The sequence below is a fragment of the Mesorhizobium sp. M2A.F.Ca.ET.043.02.1.1 genome (genome assembly GCF_003952405.1).
Classification (GTDB): domain Bacteria; phylum Pseudomonadota; class Alphaproteobacteria; order Rhizobiales; family Rhizobiaceae; genus Mesorhizobium.
This window is the reverse complement of record NZ_CP034445.1, coordinates 4,500,165-4,522,411: the sequence shown is the minus strand read 5'-3', so window position 1 is coordinate 4,522,411 and position 22,247 is coordinate 4,500,165. Positions and strand designations below refer to the sequence as shown.

The window sequence follows — 22,247 nt, the reverse complement described above, 5'->3', positions numbered from 1 at the left end:
GTGGGAGATCAGGCGATCTCCTCAAGTTCTGTCAGCGCGCGGGTGCGGATGGTCATCTCATTGCCGCGCCATTCGACGGCGCCGCCGAACCAGGCGCGCGCCCAGATGGCCGGCAGCATGGCGTCACGCGCGATCATCGCGGTGACGCTGCGCGGCGACAGGTACCAGCCCTTGGCCAAGGCCAGCAGGCATTCCGGCAGGTAGGCGATCGCCAGCACCCACAAAGCCGTGGTGCACAGGCTGACGCCGGCGCTTGCCGCGGCAACCAGCGCCAGCAGGAGCGGCGCCGCCGCGCCGGTCAGGATCTCTGGCGTGAAGAACAGCGGGAACGTGACCCGGCGCAGCCGCGCCCAGCGCGTCTGTCGCGACCAGATCTCGGCGAAGCTGCGCTGTCCGAGCGGCTGCTCGAAAGGCGAGGCGACGAGATTGACGCGCAGGCCCAGGCCATTGACCAGCTTGGTGGCGGCCGCGTCCTCGGCGATCTCGGCGGCCAAGGCCTGGATGCCGCCATTGGCGTCCAGCATCGGCTTGTTCCACAGCATGCTCTTGCCCTGGGCGAAGCCGAGGCCGAGCGCCTCGCCGGCATATTGCCAGCGCGCCTGCAGCGTGTTGAGGAAGGCGCATTCGACTTCGGCCCAAAAGCCGTCCGGCCGCGAACCGATCGGCGTCGAGCAGACGAGGCCGGTATCCGGCCGCCATGCCGCCATCAGGTGCTGAACATAGTCCCTCGGCATCAGCACGTTGGAATCGGCGAGGACGACCCAATCGTGCCGCGCCGCCTGCCAGCCCTTGACGCAGTTGTTGAGCTTGGGATTGGCGCTGATATGGTCGTCGCCGATCAACAACCGCGCCGGAACCTTCGGGTGGCGCGCTATCGCCGCATCGATGAGCCTCACCACCGGGTCCTCGGCATGCGCGACGCAGAAGATCAGCTCATAGCGCGGCCAGTCGAGCGAGAAGGCGCGCTGAAGGGTCTCCTGCGTGAACGGCTCGACGCCGCGCGAAGGAACGATGATCGAGACCGGCTGCGCGCCGACGGGCGGCGCAATGACATGTCTTCGTTTCAGCCGCGACGCGGCGAGCAGGATGCTGGCGAGGTTCGAGAAAAGAAGGGCTGACGAAGCCAGGCCGGCTGCGATAGTCAGTTCCATCGAGATCTGGTCACTCTATCTCTTTGTTTTCACGCAATTCCGGACGGAAAACCGCTCACACTTTTCCTGGAATTGCTCTTGGCCGCATGCGACCATTTCATCAGTCACAGAGCGCCCGAGTCGCCCGGCACGGTTTGTGCACACCAACATTGTCATGTGTCACTTAAATGACATTGTTTTTCGGCACGTGCGCTACAAGGCTGGCAGGATGGTCGGCGCGGCGCGTTTAACAGCGAAGCGCGACAAAATGTTCCGCGGCGGCAACCGGAGTGGCCCATGTATCGCGCAGTGACGCGCAACATCGAAGTGCTGGTCAGACCCTTCTATCTGGAGGATAGATCCGATCCGTCGGAGAACCGCTATGTCTGGGGCTATCAGGTGACGATCGACAACCGCTCCGACGATTTCGTGCAGCTTTTGTCGCGCTACTGGCACATAACCGATGGCCAGGGCCGTGTCGAGGAGGTGCGCGGCGCCGGGGTCGTCGGCGACCAGCCGGAGCTCAATCCCGGCGACAGCTATCAATACACGTCAGGCTGCCCGCTCTCGACACCGTCGGGCATCATGGTCGGCCACTACACGATGCGCAACGGCCGCGGCGAGACGTTCGACATCGCCATTCCGGCTTTCTCACTCGACATGCCAGGTACAAGGCGGACGGTGAATTAGCCGTCGGCGATTGGCGTCTTTCTCCCCGTTCTACGGGGAGAAATGCCCGGCAGGGCAATGAGGGGCGGCGCCGGCTTCCGAGAATTTTCGTCGAGGCTCACGAGGCGGCGCCCACGGCGGACGCTATGATCGCCAACGTTGGCGCTGCCCCTCATCCGCCCTTCGGGCACCTTCTCCCCGTGGAACGGGGAGAAGGAACGGGCGTCACTCCGCCGCAAATTCTGCCGGGTCGAAGTCGTATTGCGTCGAGCAGAACTCGCAGGCGACATGGATGCCGCCCTCCTCGGTCGAGTCCTTGATCTCCTCAGCCGAAAAGCCTTGGAGGATGCCGTGGATCTTCTCGCGCGAGCAGGAGCACTGGTCGTCGACGGGCACGCTGCGGAAGACGCGCACGCCGTGCTCGTGGAACAGCCGGTAGAGCAGCCGCTCGGCGCCAACGGTCGGGTCGATCAGCTCGGTCGGCTCGATGGTGCCGAGCAGCGCCAGCAATTCCTGCCAGGAATTGTCGGCCGGGTGGTCCGTCAGCTCGCGGTCGTCGCCGTCGCCGCCCGAAATATCGGGAATGCGCATGCGCTCCGGCGCCTGAGGCAGGAACTGCGCCAGGATGCCGCCGGCCCGCCACTGCTCGCGCGCGCCGGCCGGGCCGGGCGTGACCAGCTTGGCGACCGACATCTTGATATCGGTCGGGATCTGCTCCGACTGGCGGAAATAGGTGCGCGCGGCATCCTCCAGTGAGGTGCCGTCGAGCTGGACGATGCCCTGATAGCGCTGCGTGTGTGTGCCCTGGTCGATGGTCAAGGCCAGCACGCCGTTGCCGAGCAGCGTCTGCTGCGAGGTCTCGCCGGCGTCGGTCAGCGCCTGCAGCCGGTCGGCGTCGAAGCGCGCATAGGCGCGCAGCGCATTCGGCGTGGTGAAATCGGCCACCAGCATGTCGACCGGCCCGTCGGTGCGCGTCTGCAGGATGAACTTGCCCTCGAATTTAAGCGAGGTGCCGAGCAGCACGGTGAGCACGCAGGCTTCCGCCAGCAGGCGGGCGACGGGCTCGGGATAATTGTGGCGGCTCAGAATAGCGTCGAGCATCGGCCCGAGCTGCACTGTGCGGCCGCGCACATCGAGCGGCGCGACCTCGTAAGGCACGACGTGGTCGTCGCCGGCGAAGCCGAATTCACCGAGTTGGGGTTTATGCTCAGCCAAGGTCTGGGTTTCCAACATGACAAAACTCCGGGGCGCAGCCATGCAACCCGATGAGCCGCATGCGTCGAAGCGCGTTCAATTTACGTGATGGCCCGCAAATAGGCATCACATACCCCCAGATCAAGTTGACCCCGGTCAGATCGGAAGCGGTCAGGTCCGCCCCTCTCAAGCGCCCAGGCACCAGGCCAGGACCGCCTTCTGGGCGTGCAGCCGGTTCTCGGCCTCATCGAAGACCACCGAATGCGGCCCGTCGATCACCTCGTCGGTGACCTCTTCGCCGCGATGCGCCGGCAGGCAGTGCATGAACAACGCATCGGGCTTGGCCTTGGCCATAAGCGCCGCGTTGACCTGATAGGGCAGGAAGACGTTGTGGCCGCGAGCACGGTGCTCCTGGCCCATCGAGACCCAGCTGTCGGTGACGACGCAATCGGCCTGGTCGACGGCTTCCTCGGCGGATTTGGCAAACCGGACCTTGCCGCCATGGGCTTTCGACCAATCGACATATTTCTCGAAAGGCTCGCTGCCTTCCGGCACCGCGACATTCAAGTTGAAACGGAACCGGGCCGAGGCTTCGAGCAGCGAGTGCAGCACATTGTTGCCGTCGCCGGTCCAGGCAAAGGTCTTGCCGGCCACCGGGCCGCGATGCTCCTCGAAGGTCATGATGTCGGCCATGAGCTGGCAGGGATGTGTATCGTCGGTCAGCCCGTTGATGACCGGAACCGTGGCGTTCTCGGTCAGCTCGATCAGCCGGTCGTGAGAGGTGGTGCGGATCATGATGGCGTCGACATAGCGCGACAGCACTTTCGCCGTGTCGGCGATGGTCTCAGAGCGTCCGAGCTGCATCTCGGTGCCGGTCAGCATGATCGTCTCGCCGCCGAGCTGGCGCATGCCGACATCGAAGGACACGCGCGTGCGCGTCGACGGCTTGTCGAAGATCATGGCCAGCACCTTGCCGTCGAGCGGTTTTGAGCGCTCACCCGCCTTGAGCCTGGTCTTTCGCGCCATCGCGTCGTCCAGCATGATGCGCAGGTCGCCCGCCGAAACGGCGGATAGATCGGTGAAGTGGCGGACGCTCATCGGCAGGTTCCAGAACTTATTTCGCGGCTTCGGCCGCTATCGCGTCGGTCAGCCCCTTGGCGCCGCCGCGAATGCGCTTCAGCGCCTCACCGATCTCCTCGTCGGTGACGGTGAGCGGCGGCAGGAGGCGGATGACGTTGTCGCCCGCCGGCACGGCAAGCAGGTGCTGGTCGCGCAGCGCCATGTTCACCTTGGTGTTGGGCATGGCGCATTTCAGGCCGAGCATCAGGCCGGTCCCCCTGATGCCTTCGATGACCTCGGGAAATTCGTCTGCGACCGCCGCAAGGCCCTGCTTCAACAACAGCGCCTTGCGCTGCACATCCTCGAGGAAGCCGTCGACCAGCACCACGTCGAGCACGGCGTTGCCGACCGCCATCGCCAGCGGATTGCCGCCGAAGGTGGTGCCGTGCACGCCGGCGGTCATGCCGGTCGCCGCCTCGTCCGTGGCGAGGCAGGCGCCCATCGGGAAGCCGCCGCCGATACCTTTGGCGATCGCCATCAGGTCGGGCGCGACGCCGGCCCATTCATGCGCGAACAGCTTGCCGGTGCGGCCGATGCCGCACTGGACCTCGTCGAAGATCAGAAGCAGGCCGTGCTGGTCGCAGAGCTGCCGCAGCCGCTTCAAGGACTGCGTCGGCACCGGGCGTATGCCGCCCTCGCCCTGCACGGGCTCGATCAGGATGGCCGCGGTCTCCGCCGTGATCGCCTTTTCCGCGGCATCGATGTCGTCGAATGCAACCTGGTCGAAACCTTCGACCTTGGGCCCGAAGCCCTCGAGGTATTTGTACTGGCCGCCGGCGGCGATCGTCGCCAGCGTGCGGCCGTGGAAGGCGCCTTCGAAGGTAATGATGCGAAACCGCTCCGGATGGCCCTGGACGAACTGATAGCGCCTGGCCGTCTTGATGGCGCATTCCAGCGCCTCGGCGCCTGAATTGGTGAAGAACACCTTGTCGGCAAAGGTGGCATCGACCAGCCGCTCGCCCAGCCGGCGCTGTTCCGGGATCTCGTAGAGATTGGAGACGTGCCAGAGCTTGGCGGCCTGTTCGGTGAGCGCCGCGACCAGATGCGGATGGCTGTGGCCCAGCGAATTCACCGCGATGCCGCCCGCGAAGTCGAGATATCGCTCGCCCTTGTCGGTGACCAGCCAGGTCCCCTCCCCACGGTCGAAGGCCAGGGGTGCGCGGGCAAAGGTCTCGTAAAGCGCCGAACCGCTCATTATATGCGTCTCCGGAACCGGAAATCAAAAAAGCCGCCAATGCGGCGGCCTTTGCGGCTTATCATGTTTTTCGGCCATGAAGTCAACGAAAACGTCACGCAGAAGCGCGTGGCAAGCCCCGGCGCCACTCCGGCCCATCAGTGGTCAGGCAAGTTGGGGAAAACCGTAAAAACCGAATCGGTGTTGCCTTTGGGACTCTTGTCACCGAGTCAGCGCATAAGGTAATTGTAGTCGAGAAATAACTATATTTCGTGCGGCGGACCTAGATCACCCGGTACATGTGGTGTCGTTTGCCCGGCGAGAGCCGGCTCGGGAAAGGATTCTGGCTGCCGCACGCATTAGCAGGAGCGCGGTCTCATGAACTGGACTGACGAGCGGGTAGAACTTCTCAGGAAATTGTGGTCGGAGGGCCTGAGCGCCAGCCAGATTGCCGCACAGCTTGGCGGAGTGAGCCGCAACGCCGTCATCGGCAAGGTGCATCGCCTGAAGCTGTCGGGCCGCGGCCGCGCGACGGCTGCCCCGGCGCGTCAGAAGAAGGCGACGCAAGGCGCCTCGATGCAGAAATCGGTCGCCCGCGCGGCGAGCCCGGCGCGCCATGTAACTGCCAGCATCGGCGCCACCGCGTTGCAGGTGCAGTTCGACGCCGAGCCGGTCGCGCGCCATTACATCCGCCCGGTCGAGAACGTGGTGGTTCCGATCTCGCGCAACCTGCAGCTCGTCGAGCTGACCGAACGCACCTGCAAATGGCCGAATGGCGACCCGCTCTCGGAAGACTTCAGCTTCTGCGGCAACGACGCCGCCGAAACGGGACCGTATTGCAAGTATCATTCCCGGGTTGCGTTCCAGCCGGCGGCGGAACGGCGCAGGGCAAGATAAGGGAATAAGGGAGTAAGGCAGTAGGGGAATAGGGGAAAGAGCGCTTCACGCGCGACGTTTCGCCAGTCGCTCCGTATGACCACTCCCTTACTGCCTTACTGCCTTACTGCCTTACTGCCTTACTGCCCTACTCCCCTACTCCCCTCTCTTCACAGCCACCCATTCTTCTTGAACCGCCAATACAGGAACGAGCAGATCGCGGCCATCACCAGCAGGATGACGGGATAGCCATATTCCATCTTCAGCTCCGGCATGTCGGTGAAGTTCATGCCGTAGATGCCGGCGAAGGCGGTGGGCACCGCCAGGATGGCGGCCCATGAGGCGAGCTTCTTCGAGATCGCGGTTTCCTGGCTCTGTCCGACGAGAAGGCTGGCTTCGAAAGCGAAGGCCAGGACCTCGCGCAGGGAGTCGATCTTTTCCTGCACGGTGCGGATGTGGTCGGTCACATCGCGAAACAGCGGATGCATGGCTGCATGGATCTGCGGCAGGTCGGCGCTGGTCAGCCGGCGGCAGACCTCGACCAGCGGCAAGGCCGCATTGCGCAGCCGCAGGAGATCGCGGCGCAGCATGTAGAGGCGCTCGATATCCGAACCAATCATCGGCTTCAGAAGCACCTTGTCCTCGATCGCCTCGACCTCGTCCTCGATCTGCTCCAGCACCGGCATGTAGTTGTCGACGATGAAATCGAGGATGGCGTAAAGGACGAAATCCTCGCCCTTGGCCAGCGAGTGCGGGCAGCTTTCCCAATGCTGGCGCACGGCGGCGTAGGAGGTCGACGGGCCGTGCCGGACGCTGACGATGTAGCCGGTGCCGACGAACAGATGCGTCTCGCCGAAGGTGACGCGGCCCTCGATCAACTGCGCGGTGCGGGCGACGATGAACAGGGCATCGCCATATTGCTCGATCTTCGGGCGCGCATGCGGGTGCTCGGCGTCCTCGATCGCGAGGTCATGCAGGTGGAATTGCGCTTGCACCCTAAGCAGAAGGTTGCGGTCGGGCTCGAGCAGGCCAATCCAGACGACATGGCCGGGTTTTGCCGCCCATTCGCCGGCCTGTTCTATGGCAATGTCGGCGACACGCTTGCCGCCCAAATAGACGCTGGACGCAATGATGCCCGACGTCGGGGCCGGGGTCAGGTTCCGAACTTGTTCCATCGCAAACCTCCCGAGACTGCGACTGACAATTCGCCGTGCCTGGAGCAATTCCAGGAAAAGTGTGAGCGGTTTTCCGCCCGGAATTGCGTAAAAACAATAGTTGGGGCGTTTCGCCGCTTCCGTGAAACGGTGAAACGCACTGGAGAGCTTAGCCTAAATCAGAAAACCGTTCGAGGGGCCTGAATTCACTTAGCCGGCACCGTGCCTGGCAGCACCACCTGGTCGGTCTTGTCGCCCTTCGGCCGTTCGGCGGGCATCTGGTCGCCGGTGACGATGTAGTAGATGGTCTCGGCGATGTTGGTCGCATGGTCGCCGATACGCTCGATATTCTTGGCGCAGAACAGAAGATGCGTGCAGGGCGTGATGTTGCGCGGATCTTCCATCATGTAGGTCAAAAGCTCGCGGAACAGCGAGGTGTACATGGCGTCGATCTGGTCGTCACGATCGCGCACGAAGCCGATCCTCTCGACCGAGCGCGAGGCGTAGACGTCGAGCACTTCCTTGAGCTGCGTCAGCGCCAGGTTGGCAAGCGCCTCCAGACCGCGGAAAAGGCTGTTCGGCTGGCGCCCGTCGACCGAGGCGACGCGCTTGGCGACGTTCTTGCCAAGATCGCCGACCCGCTCGATATCGGCCGAGATGCGGATCGCGCCGACGATCTCACGCAAATCCGTCGCCATCGGCTGGCGCCTGGCGATGATGATGATGGCCTTGTCATCGATCTCGCGCTGTCCCTCGTCGAGGACGATGTCGTCCTGGATGACCTTCTGGGCAAGGCCATGGTCGACATTGACGAGGGCCGCGACAGCCTGTTCGACCATGCGCTCGGCATGGCCGCCCATCGCCGCAATGCGCTTGGACAGGAATTTCAGCTCTTCGTCATAGGCACTGACTGTATGCACGGACTGCATCGATATGCCTTCCCGGTTTGTGCCGGCTGGTGCGTTCCCTCAATCTGTCGCTGATACGCGAACCGCATGACAGAAAGAAGAAAATCGCGGTTGGCAACCGGTACACGATCAGCGAGCCGGCAAATGAACCGTGAACGCCGCACCCTTGCCGACTTCCGACTTGATCGACAATCTTGCGTTATGACGGCTCAATATATGCTTGACGATCGAAAGGCCAAGCCCGGTGCCTTTCTGGGTGCGGCTGTTTTCGACATCGATGCGGTAGAAGCGTTCGGTTATGCGCGGAATATGTTCTTCGGCGATGCCGGGGCCGTAGTCTCTTATGGTGACGTCGATGCCTGGGTCCTGACCGTCCTCGACGCGTGCCATGGATACGGTCACGCGTCCGCCTGACTGGCCGTATTTGCAGGCATTCTCCAGGAGATTCTCGAAAACCTGGAAGAGTTCGTCGCGGTCGCCGGGGACGGAAACCGGACCATCGATGAAGTCCCGCTCGATGACGATGCCGTTCTCGCTGGCCAGTGGCCCGAGCGAATCGATGACGCTGTCGATCGTCTGGCGAAGATCGACCGCCGTGCCCGGCCTCAGATAAGGTTTCATCTCCAGTCGCGAGAGCGAGAGCAGATCGTCGATCAGGCGGGCCATGCGTCCCGTTTGGTTCTGCATGATCTGCAGGAACTGGTCGCGCGCCGCCGGATCGTTGCGGGCCGGCCCGCGCAGCGTCTCGATGAAGCCGGCGATCGAGGCGAGCGGCGTGCGCAATTCATGGCTGGCATTGGCGATGAAGTCGGCCCGCATGCGGTCGATGCGGCGCGTCTCGCTCTGATCCTTGAACACCAGCACGTAAAGGCCTGTGGCATGGCCGACCGTTGACGCGCTGACCCTGTATGTCCGCTCCACCGGCAGCTTTTCGGTGTAATCGACAGCATCGGCGGCGACCTCGCCCGACAGGATGCCGTCCAGCAGCGCCTGCATTTCCGGCGCGCGAAACTTCAACGCCAGAGACATGCCCGGCGCCAGGCCGCCGAAGGCGGCGAAGGCGGCGGCGTTGGCGTGAACCATCGCGGCGGAATGGTCGAAAATGATCAGCGGATCGGCGACCGCGGCCGCCAGATACTCGCCGGAGAGCCGCTGCAGCCCGCTGGCCTCGATCGCCGCGCCTGTATCGGTCGACCGGCGCTCGGCGTCCGCAGGCAGCATCGCCGCGGCCGCCAACAGGGCCAAAGCCGGCACCAGCACGTAGATTGAAGCGCCGGCGAAAGAATAGACGGCGATGACCGCGAGCACGCCCGCGGCAAGCAGCCAGCGGTTGCGCCGAAGCCGAGCCGCCAAGGCTCGCCCCCTGCTGTCCTGCCCCGCGCCGGTCTCTGCCATAGGCCGTGCTACCCCGCATCCCGCCGGGCGGTCAGCGGCTCGCTGGACCGGCCCGACGCATGGGCTTCTTGAAAATCGGAATCGATTTTCGCGAAGGTTCATGCGCAAAATCAAAGTGCTACGGCGTGAATGCGTCCGGAAAGGCGCCACGCTGCACAGGCTCCATAGCATGAGTCCGCAAACTGGAAAGGTTCGTCCGGATGAAAAAAGCCAAGCAAACGGCTGAAGCGGCACCCGCCACAACACCGATCAAGATCAAGATCGGCGGCAAGGAGCGCGAGTTCGACATCGACAATCCGGTCCTGCCGGACTGGATCGAGGACAACAAGCTGACCGCCGGCGCCTATCCTTACGACAAGAAGATGAAGAGCGAGGACTACGAAAAGGAGCTCGAAGGGCTCCAAATCGAACTGGTCAAGGCGCAGGCCTGGCTTCAGGCGACCGGCAAGCGGGTGATGGCGCTGTTCGAGGGCAGAGACGCGGCCGGCAAGGGCGGCACGATCTTCGTGCTGCGACAATACATGAACCCGCGCACGGCGCGCAACGTCGCGCTGACCAAGCCGACGCCGACCGAGGCCGGGCAATGGTATTATCAGCGCTATGTCGACCATTTCCCGACTTCGGGCGAATTCGTCACCTTCGACCGCTCCTGGTACAACCGGGCCGGTGTCGAGCCGGTCATGGGGTTCTGCACGCCGGAGCAACATGAGAAATTCCTCGACGAGACACCGCATTTTGAGCGGATGATCTGCAACGAAGGCATCCATTTCTTCAAATTTTGGCTGAATATCGGTCGCGAGACCCAGCTCGAGCGGTTCCATGACCGCCGCTGGTCGCCGCTGAAGAACTGGAAGTTCTCGCCGATCGACATCGCCGGCGTCAGCAAATGGGACGACTACACCAGGGCGCGCGACCAGATGGTCGAGCGCACGCACAAGGAATTCTCGCCCTGGATCATCGTGCGCGCCAACGACAAGCGCCGCGCCCGGCTTGCGGTGATCCAGCGTATCCTTCTGTCGCTGCCCTATGATGGCCGCGACCTGGATGCCGTCGGCAAGCCCGACAAGAAGATCATCGGCGAAGGGCCGGGGTTCCTGAAGGACTGACGCACTGTCGCCCGGAGGTGCGCGGCGGTCCCGGAAAAACGGGATACACCAATCAAGAGCATGAATTACAGCGCCGCGCGGCTTTCGGCTCGCGCGGCGCTGAGACTTTCATGCCGGCCGCTCAGGCGGCTAGGCGGGCGATCCGCTGCAGCCGCTTCAGCGTGGTGTCATCCTGAAGCGCCTGCTGGAACAGCGTGATCTCGTGGTCGATACGATCGCACAACACCGCCGTATCGCCCTTGAGAAGGCTCCGCGTCTGCAGCAATGCCGCCACCGGCTTCTTGGCGAGCTGTTTCGCCCTCGCCAGCGTTGCTTCCTCGGCGCTGCCTTCCGTCACGATCTCGCCGACAAGGCCGAGGGCCTTGGCATCCTCGACGCCGAGCGTGTCGCCCAGGCAGAAGAAGCGGAAGGCGCCCGCATAGCCGAGCTTCTGGGGCGCCAGGATGCTGGTCGCCGCGTCCGGCACCAGGCCGAAATCGACGAACGGCACCCTGAAGGTGCTGCCCTTCGAGGCGATCACCATGTCGCAGTGGAACAGGATGGTGCAGCCGACGCCGACGGCATCGCCGTCGACGCAGGCAAGCACCGGCTTGGGGAAGGTCGCCAGCATGCGGAACATGTCGGTGACCGCGGCGATCAGTTCCCGGTGCTTGGTGGCATCGAGGAACTCCGAGAAATCGCCGCCAAGGCAGAAGCATCCGGCAAGGCCGCGCAGCATGACGACGCGGACCTCGTCATTGACGGCCGCCTCGTGGAGGGTCCTGGCAAGGCTAGCATAGGCATGCCGATCTAGCACCGGCCGGCCGTCATGCGAGGACACGGTGACGACCAGTGTATGGCCGCGCAGTTCCGGTTCGGGATGGAAACTCATGATCACCTCCCGGCTCACGAAGCCTGCTTCAGGCCAAGCAGGCCCGGATAACCCCGGTTCAGCACCGGCAGGAAGTGGTTGCGGCGGGCTCGCACGACCTCGAGCGTATGCTCGGTGAAGGTGAGCAGGGTCGCCACAACCTGCTGGTTGCCATAGGAGCGCTGGTAGCCGAGCGGCTTTGCCAGGAAGTGCAGTTGCAACGCCCTGAGCACCCACATCGGCTCGAACTCGATGATGACCTGGTTGACGTTGCGCTTCAGGCCCCATTCGACGAAGCCGGCGATCAGTTCGGTGCCGACCGTCGAGACGCCGCGCTTGCCGTCACGAAAACCCGGAGCCACCGCATAGCGGGTCAGTTCCCACACATTCGGTCCCGAGGGGGACTGCCCCTCGCAGAGATCGGACAGCACGTCCGTCAGAAGATGCGGCCGTGTCGTCGGCAGCATGCGCTGGTAACCGGCCAGTTCGCCGTTGCGGATCACAAGGTGGTGTTCGGCCTCGTCATGGTCGAACTGGTCGATCTCGAGCTGGTCGGGACGGTCGAGATCGGTCCATCCCATCTCCTCGACGAAGATCTTGTAGCGCAGGCGATGGACGGCCTCCCAAAGGTCGGGGCGTTCCATCAATTCCTGAGTGGTAAGGGCGAAAAGCATTAGCCGTCTCCTGGGCTTAAGAGGATGATACGGCCGGGCTTTCCCGAAAATATTACGCGAACGCGTAGGCAAGAATTCTAGGCCAGCACGGCCGACCTGGCTAATATAGCCACGCCTAATCGCCTCCGCGACTGCCTGCACACGGTTGGCGGTGCCCAGTTTGATTTGGCGTTAAGAAATCATTAGCCCTCTCCCAAGAGGGAGATTCGGCTGCGCTTTTCTGAAAATATCACGTGATTGCGCAGGCCGAAATTTTCCAGGTCGGCCGGCCGGGCTAACTGATGTAGCCGCGCCTGATGGCCTCTGCGACTGCCTGCACCCGGTTGGCTGCGCCGAGTTTGCTCTTGGCGTTAAGAAGATGTTTCTCGGAAGTGTGTTCCGAGATGCCTAAAATTTGAGATATCTCCCATTCGGACTTGCCAACGGCCGCCCATTGCAGGCATTCCCGCTCACGTGCCGTCAATTCTATATGATCGACGATGCTGTCGGCCTTGGTGTGCAGTTGCATGGCGCGGCCGATCGCATAGGTCGACGCCAGCGAGACCATTCCGAATTCCTGGTCCGACAGTTCAACGGATTCACCGCCCAGCGAGACCATGACGATCTGGCCGTCGAGCGTGACCAACGGAAACGCAAGACCGTCGCGCAGCTTGAACTGGCGCGCGTCGCCCATGACCTCGTCGCTGCTCTTGTCGATTACGGCGTTCTTGGACGCGTCCCGCCATTGGAACGGCGCCTGAAGCTGCTTCATGTGACTGACGACCGGATCGTGGTCGACATAGTTGCGCGCCACGTAGCGCTCCAGCCATTCGCCGGGCCAATCGCAAAGCATCACATGCTGTTTCTGCCGGCCGCGTGGCGTGCCAGGTTGCGGCACGGTTCCCGCCATCAGGGCGGTCAGGCCGAAATTCGAAGTGACGCCCAGCAGCCTCTCGCAAACCGCCGCCGCGGTGCCAGCATTCTGCAACTGGTCTATATATTCCAGAGTTCTGTCAAACAGGCCCATCGCAACATCTACCCCATGTTGCTTCTGCTTTTTCGTTGCCGATAGTAGACGCTCGAACACCCCTTCGCCATCAACCACGGGTCGCAATGATCTCCGAAAAGCCGGTAGCTTCCCCCTTCCGGCGCGCAGGGTCGTTTGCAACGGGTTGAACCATACGCTTAATTTAACCGCTTGAAATCAAAAACCGTTGTGCCTGCATCATTTTCATACGAAAAGCCTGCGAACGGGGACGAGGGCGGAGCCATATCGTGATCTTGCGGTGGATAACTCTGGCCCTGATGTCCGCACTTGCCGGCGTATTGCCCTTTGCCGGCGCGACTCAAGGGGCGGAGCCGCAGGTGCCGGTGCTGTGGGACGCCAAGGAGCGGTTGCCGAAACCCGATCTCTCCGCTCTGCCGCGACTCAGATTCCTCACAACCACCGATTTTCCGCCCTTCAACTTCCTCGACGGCTCGGGTCGCCTGTCCGGTTTCCACATCGACCTGGCGCGGGCGATCTGCGCGGAATTGGGCGTCGCCGAGAAATGCCAGATCCAGGCCCTGCCGTGGAACGAGTTGGAGGATGCCCTGCAGAAGGGCGAGGGCGAGGCGATCATTGCCGGCATCGCCGCGACGCCGGCGAGCCGCGAGAAATACGCCTTCTCGCGCTCTTACATGCAGTTCCCGGCACGCTTCATCATGCCGAAGGCGAAGGCCTTCGCCGAGCCGATCCTCGACAAGCTGCGCAGCAAGCGGGTCGGCGTCGTCGCCGGCTCGGCGCATGAGAAAATGCTGCGCGATTACTTCAGCACCGTGCAGGTGGTGACCTTTGACACACCGGAAGCCCTCTATGCCGATCTCAAGGCCGGCAAGGTCGACGCCGCCTTCGGCGACGGCATGCGCTTCGCCTTCTGGCTGGGCGGTTCCGACGCGGCCGGCTGCTGCCGCTTTGCCGGCGGTCCGTATCTGGCGCCGGAGTATCTGGGCTCGGGCATGGCGATCGCCACCAGGGCGGGCGATCCGGCGCTGGCCGCCGCCTTCGACTATGCGCTGCAGGAAATCTCGATCAAGGGCACCTTCGCCGAGTTCTATCTGCGCTATTTTCCCGTCAGCTTCTTCTGAAGGTTGCTGCCAACGCTAAGTCAGCGTGCGTAGGCGCGCCTTGGCCGCTCGCGCAATCGCGGCCACGGTCAGCGTGTCGAGGTCGAGCTTGAGGCGGATGAGCTGCAGCACCCTGACCTCCTCCATGCGCATTTCGAGATCGACGGCGGCGACCTCGAAAGCGGCGGCGTAGGCGGTATCGCGCAGCCGGTCCGGCAGCGCTTCGGCAATGCGGGCCAGCACGCCTTCCAGCCCACCCTTCTCATGCAGCGCCTTCTGGCAGGCTTGCGCCACTGGAATCAGCCTGTCCTGGTTGAAGTCGACGAAGACCGGCCAGGAACGGACGACGTCGCCGATCCGCGCCAGCTCGACATCGGTCATGTCGCGATCGGAAGCCGAGGTGATGACCATCAGGTGGATCAGGGCTTCGTGCGGCGTCAACAACGGCATTCAGAACTCCTAACAGCGTGCATGTCATTCCCCCAAACCGCGACACACTTCTGGGTGACATGCATTTGGAAGTGAGGCTCGAACGTAGGAGCGCAATTGTGGCGCCGCAAGGAAAACCGCCGCATATCGTTGACGCTCCGGCCCGTCGCGCCTAGAGACCGGTCGACAAAATCTTATCCGCCGCAAGACGGCCATGACTGGAACTTCGATATGACGGGATCAAACATCATCGATCTCAATCCCGAGATGCATGCCGCGGCGGCCGAGAGCAAGGCCTGGCCGTTCGAGGAAGCGAAGAAAATCATCGCCCGGTACAAGGGCAAGGATTTCCCCGAGACCGTGCTGTTCGAGACCGGCTACGGCCCGTCCGGCCTGCCGCATATCGGCACCTTCGGCGAGGTGGCGCGCACAACCATGGTGCGGCATGCCTTCCGCGTGCTGACGCAGGACAAGGTCAAGACCAAGCTTCTGTGCTTCTCCGACGATATGGACGGCATGCGCAAGATCCCCGACAACGTGCCGGACCGCGCCGCGCTCGAGCCCCATCTGCATATGCCGCTGACCTCGGTGCCCAATCCGTTCGGCGGCGACTATGCGAGCTTCGCCGACCACAACAACGCGATGCTGTGCCGCTTCCTCGACACGTTCGGCTTCGATTACGAGTTCGCCAGCGCGACCAAGTACTACAAGGCCGGCCGCTTCGACGAGGTGCTGCTGCGCGCCGCCGAACGCTATGACGACATCATGGGTGTGATGCTGCCGACGCTCGGGCCGGAGCGCCAGGCGACCTACAGCCCGTTCCTGCCGATCTCGCCGAAGAGCGGCCGCGTGCTCTACGTGCCGATGATAAATGTCGACGCAAAGGCCGGCACCGTCACTTTCGACGACGAAGGCACCGAGACGACGCTGCCCGTCACGGGCGGCCATGTGAAGCTGCAGTGGAAGCCGGATTTCGGCATGCGCTGGGCGGCGCTCGGCGTCGATTTCGAGATGTTCGGCAAGGACCACCAGACCAATGCGGCGATCTACGACCGCATCTGCAACATCCTCGGCGGCCGCGCGCCGGAGCATTTCGTCTACGAGTTGTTCCTCGACGAGGAAGGCCAGAAGATTTCGAAGTCGAAGGGCAATGGCCTGACCATCGACGAGTGGCTGACCTATGCGCCGACGGAGAGCCTCGGCCTCTATATGTACCAGCGGCCGCGGCAGGCGAAGAAGCTCTATTTCGACGTCATCCCGAAGGCGGTGGACGAGTATTACGCTTTCCTTGGCGCCTATCCGCGCCAGGACTGGAAGGAGCGGCTGGGCAATCCGGTCTGGCACATGCATGACGGCAACCCGCCGGCCATCGACCTGCCGGTGCCGTTCGCGCTGCTGCTCAACCTTGTCAGCGCCTCCAACGCGCATGACAAGGCGGTGCTGTGGGGTTTCATCTCGCGGCATGCGCCTGGCGTGACACCGAAGACGCATCCGGAGCTCGACCGGCTGACCGGCTACGCGATCCGCTACTTCGACGACTTCGTGAAGCCGACCAAGGTTTACCGCGCCGCCGACGAGGTGGAGCGCGAGGCGTTGGCGAGGCTTTCCGAAGCGCTCGGCGCGCTGCCGCAAGGCGCCGACAGCGAAGCGATCCAGAATGCCGCGCTCAACGTGGCGCGCAAGATCGAGCGCTACCAAGACCATTCCAAGCAGAGCCCGGAAGGCGGACCCGGCGTGTCCGTCGCCTTCTTCCAGATGATCTACCAGGTGCTGATCGGGCAGGAACGCGGACCGCGCTTCGGTTCCTTCGCCGCACTCTACGGCATTGCCGAGACGCGCGCGCTTATTGAGCGGGCGCTGGCTGGTCAGTTGGCGGCGTAACGGCGCCGCCCTCGGCCGGCAGGATCGAATCCGGCGCCACGGGCGCCGGACCCGACATGGCCGGCACCGCCGGCAGGCCGTCAAGCTTCGGCGCCGGGCCAAAAATACCCTTCTTCCCGGAGCGGGCCTTGTTCTCGGCCTCGACATAGGGGCCGCCTTGCGCGGCGCGCGCCCAGCCGTTCTCGACCAGCCACTGGCCGATGTCCTGATTGCCGATATGGCATTCGGCGGAAATGGTATCGCGGCCGCCCTCCGGCGGCACCGCGCAGGCGACCGCTCGGCCGCGCAGGAACGCGCGGAAGGCTGTCCTGGCGCGCGTGCCGCAGGCCCAGGTCTGGCCCTGGTCGCTGCAGGTCTCGTCCGTCTTGACGGCGTCCACGCCGGACACGGAGACCGCATAGCCCTTCGCCTCGATCAGCCCGGCGGCGGTGGCGACCGGCTGGAACAATTTGGTGCCGTTCCAGTCGCCCGGCATCTTCGTTTTGGGCGGCTTGGGCGGTCCGGCCAGCGCCAGATCGCTGAGCGGCGCGCGCGGTTCGACCCGTTCGAGTTCCTGGTCCGACAGCTCGGGCGGCGCCACGACGTCGGGATCGATGGCCCTCGAGTGAACAACGGGGTTCGGTGGAGCGGCTGGCGCGGGAATGGCCGAGGTCGTCGGCTCTTCCGGGAGCGTATCCGCGCCGGAGGCGGAGAGCGCATCGTCCCCGGCGGTGGGGAGCGCATCGGCGATGGGATCGATCTGATCGACCATGATGACGCTCTCATGCCCCTTGACCACGCGGCCGCCCGCCACAACGAGCGCGGCCATCACCGGAACCGCCAGAACCGTCAGGATGATCTGAAGAAGCCGCACCGGCCCGAACCTACTGGCTCGCCCAGACGATGCGCGCCACCCATTCGATTTCGCGCGTCGGGATGTCACGGTCCGGATGGGCGGGGTTGAGCGAAACCAGCACGATCGACTTCACCGTTTGCCGGTCGAGCACCTTGGCCATCACCTCCCCGGCGGTGGTCTTGACGACGACACGGTCGCCCTTGCGCGTCGGCGCGCCGGGTTCGACGATCAGCACATCGCCATTGCGGTAGAGCGGCAGCATGGAATCGCCTTGCACCTGCAGCGCGTATGAGGTCTCGGTCGCCCGCGCGGGAAGCTCGACCAGATCCCAGCCCTGCCCCGCCGGGTAGCCGGCATCGTCGAAGAAGCCGCCGGCGCCGGCCTGAGCGAAGCCAAGCAGGGGAACGGCGCTGCGGTGTTGGGCGACGGAGGCAGCGCGCCCTTCGACAAGTCCAGTGAATTCCTCGAGCGACGCGCCGGTGGCCTCGATGATCTTGGCCAGCGATTCGGTCGAGGGCCAGCGTGGCCTGCCGTCGGAAGACAGGCGCTTCGACTTGTTGAAGGCCGTCGAATCGAGGCCCGCGCGCCGGGCGAGGCCGGAAGCCGACAGCGAATAGCGCTCGGCGAGAGCGTCGATTGCGGCCCAGACGCGATCGTGTGAGAGCAAGTCCGCTCTCCTTCGAAAACAGGAAAAAATGCCTCAAGCCTGTCTAGCGCGCGACCATCTGATTGTCCACTGGCGAAGGGTCGGATCGCCGACGATCAGACCTGCTTGGCCTGCTCGCGCAAATTCTTGTGCGAAATCATGAAGGCGCGCTCGGTTTCGGTCGGCGGACGCGGCCGGGCGGCGCAGCCGAGCGCCGCGACGACCTCGTCGATGTCGAGGAAGCGACGCCCACCGCGGTCATAGACGCCGCCGGTGGTCAGGATCAGCGCCGCCGTCTCGCCGCCATCGAGAACGAAACGGCGACGGCCAATGACCGACGTGCCTTCCCAGGCCTCGATCGACGAGATCACCTCGAAGCGGCGCCACAGCTTGATCTCGCGCACATAGGCGACCTGCAGGCCGCCGATCATTGGCGCCCAGCCATTCTTGCGTGCCAGCGCGATGAGGCCGATGCGCAGGAAGATCGATGCGGCCGAGATCGGCCAGCATCATGTAGCGGGCGTTGTTCAGATGCAGGTTGAAGTCGATGTCGATCGGTAGGCAGCGAAAGGCGAGCCGGCTTTCCTCGCCGGCCCGATAGGGGCCACGGCTCGACGCCGTGGCCATGGTGCGTGCCATTCGCCCCCAGACATACATGGTCGGGGTTCGTCAGGCCGCCTCTCTGACCTCGCCCTTCTGGTAGGGGTCGAAGCGCAGGTAGAAGGTCTCGCCCTTCTCAGCCATGTCGAGCAGAAGCTTCGGCGCCTTGAACTCGGCGCCATATTTCTTCTGCAGTCCCTTGGCGATCTTGACGAAACGCTTGGCGCCGATGCCGTCGATGTAGGACAGCGCGCCACCGGTGAAGGGCGCGAAGCCGAAGGCGAGGACCGAGCCGACATCGGCCTCGCGCGGATCGGTGACGATGCCTTCCTCCATCACGCGCGCCGCTTCCAGCGCTATGGTGACCAGCAGCCGCTCCTTCAGCTCCTCATAATCTACCTTTTCGGGCTTCTGCTGCGGATAGAGGTCCTTCAGGCCCGGCCACAGCTTCTTCTTCGCGGGTTTCGCCGGATAGTCGTAGAAGCCCTTGCCGTTCTTGCGGCCGAAGCGGCCATGCGTGTCGACCATGGTGTTGATCAGAGCCATCTGCTTCGGATCGACGGACTTCTCGCCGAGATCCCGGATGGTCTGCTTCATGATCTTCTGGGCAAGGTCGACGGCCGTCTCGTCGGTCAGAGCGAGCGGGCCGACCGGCATGCCGGCGGCCTTGGCGGCGTTCTCGATCATCGGCGCCGGGACGCCCTCGATCAGCATCTTGTAGGCTTCCGACATGTAGCGCAGCACGCACCGGTTGACGTAGAAGCCGCGCGTGTCGTTGACGACGATCGGCGTCTTCTTGATGGCGCGCACAAAGTCGAAGGCCACGGCCAGGGCCTTGTCGCCCGTCTTCTTGCCGAGGATGATCTCCACCAGCATCATCTTGTCGACCGGCGAGAAGAAGTGGATGCCGATGAAGTTCTTCGGCCGCGCCGAGTTCTTTGCCAGGGCGGTGATCGGAATCGTGGACGTGTTGGAAGCAAAGATCGCCGACGACTTCAGCACCGCCTCGGCCTTCTCGGTGGCATCCTTCTTCACGCCCGAATCCTCGAAGACCGCCTCTACAACGAGGTCGCAGCCGGCAAGGTCGGCATAGTCCGCCGTCGGCGTGATCAGCGACAGGAGCTTGTCCTTGTCTTCCGGCTTGGCGCGGCCCTTCTTGACCTGATCGGCCATCAGGCTGTCGGAATGCGCCTTGCCCTTCTCGGCCGAAGCCAGGTCGCGGTCGAGCAGCACGACCGGAATGCCGGCCCGCGCGGTGACATAGGCGATGCCGGCGCCCATGAAGCCGGCGCCGAGAATGCCGATCTTCTTGAACTTGGTTTCCGGCACGCCGGCCGGGCGCCGCGCGCCCTTGTTCAGTTCCTGCAGCGACAGGAACAGCGAGCGGATCATCGCCGCCGCTTCCTTGGTCTGCATGATCTCGGTGAAATAGCGCTGCTCGATCCTGAGCGCGGTGTCGAACGGCACCAGCAGGCCTTCATAGACGCATTTCAGGATCGCGGCCGCGGCCGGATAGTTGCCATAGGTCTCGCGGCGCAGGATGGCGATAGCCGGCGGCCAGAGATTGGCGCCGGCCGCCGAATAGATCGGACCGCCCGGCAGCTTGAAGCCCTTCTCGTCCCAGGGCGCCACCGGCTTCAGGCCGTTCTTGATCATCGCCTTGGCGGTCTCGACGAGCTTCTTCGGCTCCGCGATCTCATGGATCAGCCCCATCTGCTTCGCCTTTTGCGGCGACAGGTTCTGCCCGGTGGTCAGCATCTGCAGCGCCTGCTGCTGGTCCGTCAGCCGCGGCACGCGCTGGGTGCCGCCGGCGCCCGGGAAAATGCCGATCTTCACTTCGGGAAGCGCCATCTTCACCTTGTCGGAATCGGCGGCGACGCGGCCGTGGCAGGCAAGCGACATCTCGAAGGCGCCGCCCATGCAGGTGCCGTTGATCGCCGACACCCAAGGCTTGCCGGAAGTCTCGATCTTGCGGAACAGGCCGGTCATATAGCCGGCATTCTCGAACAGCGCCTTGGTCGCCTTGTCGAGATCCTTCTCTTTTTCCGCGGCGAAGGTGGCCAGCATCTTCTGCAGCATGGTGATGTCGGCGCCGCCGGAGAATGTATCCTTGCCGGAGGTGATGACCGCGCCCTTGATGGCGGCATCGCCGGCCACCTTATCAACGATGGCGTCCAGCTCGCGCATCACCTCTTCGGTGAAGACGTTCATCGAACGATCCGGCATGTCCCAGGTGATCAAGGCAATGCCGTCGGCATCCACGTCGAGGGTGAAATTGGTGTAGCTCATCTCTTCTCTCCCTCAGACGCGTTCGATGATGGTGGCGGTGCCCATGCCGGCGCCGATACAGAGCGTGACCAGCGCGGTGGTGAGGTCGCGGCGCTCCAGCTCGTCCAGCACCGTGCCCAGTATCATGGCGCCGGTGGCGCCGAGCGGATGGCCCATGGCGATCGCGCCGCCATTGACGTTGATCTGGTCATGCGGGATGTCGAAGGCCTGCATGTAGCGCAGCACGACGGAGGCGAAGGCCTCGTTGAGCTCGAACAGGTCGATGTCCGACTGCTTCATCTTGGCGCGCTTCAAGAGCTTCTCGGTGACGTCGACCGGACCGGTCAGCATCAGCACCGGCTCCGAGCCGATATTGGCGAAGGCGCGGATGCGCGCGCGCGGCTTCAGGCCCATGGACTTGCCGGCCTTCTTCGAGCCGAGCAGCACGGCGGCAGCACCGTCGACGATGCCCGACGAATTGCCGGCATGGTGGACGTGGTTCACTTCCTCGACCTCCGGGTGCTTCTGCACCGCCACCGCGTCGAAGCCGCCCATTTCGCCCGGCATGACGAAGGACGGGTTGAGCGAGGCCAGCGACTGCATGTCGGTCGTGGGCCGCATGTGCTCGTCGCGGTCGAGGATCAACAGGCCGTTCTGGTCTTTGATCGGGATCACCGAGTTCTTGAAGCGGCCCTCTTCCCACGCCTTGCCGGCGCGCTTCTGGCTTTCGACTGCATAGGCGTCGACGTCATCGCGGGAAAAGCCGTATTTCGTGGCGATCAGGTCGGCCGAGATGCCCTGCGGCACGAACCAGCCGGGCAGGCCTACGGACGGATCCATGAACCAGGAACCGCCGGACATGCCCATTCCGACGCGCGACATGGATTCCACGCCGCCGGCAATGACGATCTCGTCCGCCCCTTGCGCGATCTTGGCGGCGCCGAAATTGATGGCGTCGAGGCCCGAAGCGCAGAAACGCGAGATCTGCATGCCCGGCGCCTTGGTATCGTAGCCGGCCTCGAAGGCGGCGGCGCGCGGAATGACCGAGCCCGCCTCGCCGACCGGGTCGACGCAGCCGAAGATGATGTCGTCGACATTGCCCGTGTCGAGCCCGTTGCGGTCGCGCAACGCCTCGAGCGTCTTCGCGGCGAGCCGCACCGCCGGCACCTCATGCAGCGCGCCATCCTTCTTGCCCCTGCCGCGCGGCGTGCGCACGGCGTCATAGACGTAAGCCTCAGTCATTTTCGTGCTCCT

Annotated in this window: 20 protein-coding genes and 1 pseudogene; 5 read left to right on the top strand and 16 right to left on the bottom strand. The window is 63.9% G+C overall.

What is annotated here, in order from left to right; genetic code table 11:
- Window positions 1-8: 8 nt before the first annotated feature.
- Window positions 9-1,151 (bottom strand): ceramide glucosyltransferase, encoded by a 1,143-nt coding sequence (locus EJ068_RS21510; RefSeq protein ID WP_127252113.1) that lies wholly within the window; start codon window positions 1,149-1,151, stop codon window positions 9-11.
- A gap of 276 nt (window positions 1,152-1,427) precedes the next feature.
- On the opposite strand from EJ068_RS21510, the gene apaG reads away from it, so the two are divergent.
- Window positions 1,428-1,820: a Co2+/Mg2+ efflux protein ApaG gene (apaG, locus tag EJ068_RS21505; protein ID WP_042641259.1), complete on the top strand. Its 393-nt coding sequence runs from the start codon at window positions 1,428-1,430 to the stop codon at window positions 1,818-1,820.
- 204 nt (window positions 1,821-2,024) lie between these two features.
- Here apaG and EJ068_RS21500 read toward each other — a convergent pair whose 3' ends face one another.
- The 3 genes from EJ068_RS21500 to EJ068_RS21490 all read right to left on the bottom strand — a co-directional run bounded on the left by EJ068_RS21500 (window position 2,025) and on the right by EJ068_RS21490 (window position 5,307).
- Complete coding sequence (locus EJ068_RS21500) at window positions 2,025-3,056, bottom strand: Hsp33 family molecular chaperone (RefSeq protein WP_127252114.1); 1,032 nt, start codon at window positions 3,054-3,056, stop codon at window positions 2,025-2,027.
- A 123-nt stretch (window positions 3,057-3,179) separates the two neighbouring features.
- A complete protein-coding gene (gene argF / locus EJ068_RS21495; RefSeq protein ID WP_127252115.1) occupies window positions 3,180-4,091 on the bottom strand; it encodes an ornithine carbamoyltransferase in 912 nt (303 codons plus the stop codon).
- Between the two features lie 16 nt (window positions 4,092-4,107).
- Window positions 4,108-5,307 carry an aspartate aminotransferase family protein gene (locus EJ068_RS21490; protein ID WP_127252116.1) on the bottom strand — a complete coding sequence of 400 codons (1,200 nt, stop codon included), beginning with the start codon at window positions 5,305-5,307 and terminating at the stop codon, window positions 4,108-4,110.
- A 357-nt stretch (window positions 5,308-5,664) separates the two neighbouring features.
- Here EJ068_RS21490 and EJ068_RS21485 point away from each other — a divergent pair, with 357 nt between their 5' ends.
- Window positions 5,665-6,183, top strand: a complete 519-nt coding sequence (locus tag EJ068_RS21485; protein WP_127252117.1) for a GcrA family cell cycle regulator — start codon at window positions 5,665-5,667, stop codon at window positions 6,181-6,183.
- 149 nt (window positions 6,184-6,332) lie between these two features.
- Here the strand turns inward: EJ068_RS21485 and EJ068_RS21480 are convergent, their stop codons facing one another.
- From EJ068_RS21480 to EJ068_RS21470, 3 genes are all read right to left on the bottom strand, one after another.
- Window positions 6,333-7,337, bottom strand: a complete 1,005-nt coding sequence (locus tag EJ068_RS21480) for a magnesium and cobalt transport protein CorA (RefSeq protein WP_127252118.1) — start codon at window positions 7,335-7,337, stop codon at window positions 6,333-6,335.
- Between the two features lie 185 nt (window positions 7,338-7,522).
- Window positions 7,523-8,245, bottom strand: coding sequence for a phosphate signaling complex protein PhoU (gene phoU / locus EJ068_RS21475; RefSeq protein WP_127252119.1), 723 nt, complete (start codon window positions 8,243-8,245; stop codon window positions 7,523-7,525).
- Between the two features lie 108 nt (window positions 8,246-8,353).
- On the bottom strand, window positions 8,354-9,619 hold the full coding sequence (locus tag EJ068_RS21470) for an ATP-binding protein (protein WP_127252120.1): 1,266 nt from the start codon (window positions 9,617-9,619) through the stop codon (window positions 8,354-8,356).
- A 200-nt stretch (window positions 9,620-9,819) separates the two neighbouring features.
- On the opposite strand from EJ068_RS21470, the gene ppk2 reads away from it, so the two are divergent.
- A complete protein-coding gene (ppk2, locus tag EJ068_RS21465) occupies window positions 9,820-10,725 on the top strand; it encodes a polyphosphate kinase 2 (RefSeq protein WP_127252121.1) in 906 nt (301 codons plus the stop codon).
- A gap of 121 nt (window positions 10,726-10,846) precedes the next feature.
- Here ppk2 and EJ068_RS21460 read toward each other — a convergent pair whose 3' ends face one another.
- From EJ068_RS21460 to EJ068_RS21450, 3 genes are all read right to left on the bottom strand, one after another.
- Window positions 10,847-11,596 (bottom strand): enoyl-CoA hydratase-related protein, encoded by a 750-nt coding sequence (locus EJ068_RS21460; RefSeq protein ID WP_126079352.1) that lies wholly within the window; start codon window positions 11,594-11,596, stop codon window positions 10,847-10,849.
- 14 nt (window positions 11,597-11,610) lie between these two features.
- Window positions 11,611-12,249 carry a GNAT family N-acetyltransferase gene (locus EJ068_RS21455; RefSeq protein ID WP_127252122.1) on the bottom strand — a complete coding sequence of 213 codons (639 nt, stop codon included), beginning with the start codon at window positions 12,247-12,249 and terminating at the stop codon, window positions 11,611-11,613.
- A 274-nt stretch (window positions 12,250-12,523) separates the two neighbouring features.
- Entirely contained in the window at window positions 12,524-13,255 is a 732-nt protein-coding gene (locus EJ068_RS21450) for a LuxR family transcriptional regulator (RefSeq protein ID WP_127252124.1), read from the bottom strand.
- A gap of 278 nt (window positions 13,256-13,533) precedes the next feature.
- Between EJ068_RS21450 and EJ068_RS21445 the strand changes: the two genes are divergently transcribed.
- Entirely contained in the window at window positions 13,534-14,355 is an 822-nt protein-coding gene (locus EJ068_RS21445) for a transporter substrate-binding domain-containing protein (RefSeq protein ID WP_189439105.1), read from the top strand.
- Between the two features lie 15 nt (window positions 14,356-14,370).
- Here the strand turns inward: EJ068_RS21445 and EJ068_RS21440 are convergent, their stop codons facing one another.
- A complete protein-coding gene (locus EJ068_RS21440) occupies window positions 14,371-14,784 on the bottom strand; it encodes a tellurite resistance TerB family protein (protein WP_127250788.1) in 414 nt (137 codons plus the stop codon).
- Window positions 14,785-14,994: 210 nt separating this feature from the next.
- Between EJ068_RS21440 and EJ068_RS21435 the strand changes: the two genes are divergently transcribed.
- Complete coding sequence (locus EJ068_RS21435) at window positions 14,995-16,644, top strand: lysine--tRNA ligase (protein ID WP_127250789.1); 1,650 nt, start codon at window positions 14,995-14,997, stop codon at window positions 16,642-16,644.
- Here the strand turns inward: EJ068_RS21435 and EJ068_RS21430 are convergent.
- The 5 genes and pseudogenes from EJ068_RS21430 to EJ068_RS21410 all read right to left on the bottom strand — a co-directional run bounded on the left by EJ068_RS21430 (window position 16,607) and on the right by EJ068_RS21410 (window position 22,235).
- A complete protein-coding gene (locus EJ068_RS21430; protein ID WP_245463179.1) occupies window positions 16,607-17,497 on the bottom strand; it encodes a thermonuclease family protein in 891 nt (296 codons plus the stop codon). The two genes, EJ068_RS21435 and EJ068_RS21430, sit on opposite strands and share 38 nt — an antisense overlap.
- Before the next feature lie 10 nt (window positions 17,498-17,507).
- A complete protein-coding gene (locus EJ068_RS21425) occupies window positions 17,508-18,146 on the bottom strand; it encodes a helix-turn-helix transcriptional regulator (protein ID WP_126079357.1) in 639 nt (212 codons plus the stop codon).
- A 95-nt stretch (window positions 18,147-18,241) separates the two neighbouring features.
- Window positions 18,242-18,782, bottom strand: a pseudogene (locus EJ068_RS21420) (thioesterase family protein).
- Between the two features lie 12 nt (window positions 18,783-18,794).
- On the bottom strand, window positions 18,795-21,014 hold the full coding sequence (locus EJ068_RS21415; protein WP_129554853.1) for a 3-hydroxyacyl-CoA dehydrogenase NAD-binding domain-containing protein: 2,220 nt from the start codon (window positions 21,012-21,014) through the stop codon (window positions 18,795-18,797).
- 12 nt (window positions 21,015-21,026) lie between these two features.
- Window positions 21,027-22,235 carry an acetyl-CoA C-acetyltransferase gene (locus EJ068_RS21410; protein ID WP_126079360.1) on the bottom strand — a complete coding sequence of 403 codons (1,209 nt, stop codon included), beginning with the start codon at window positions 22,233-22,235 and terminating at the stop codon, window positions 21,027-21,029.
- Window positions 22,236-22,247 lie beyond the last annotated feature (12 nt).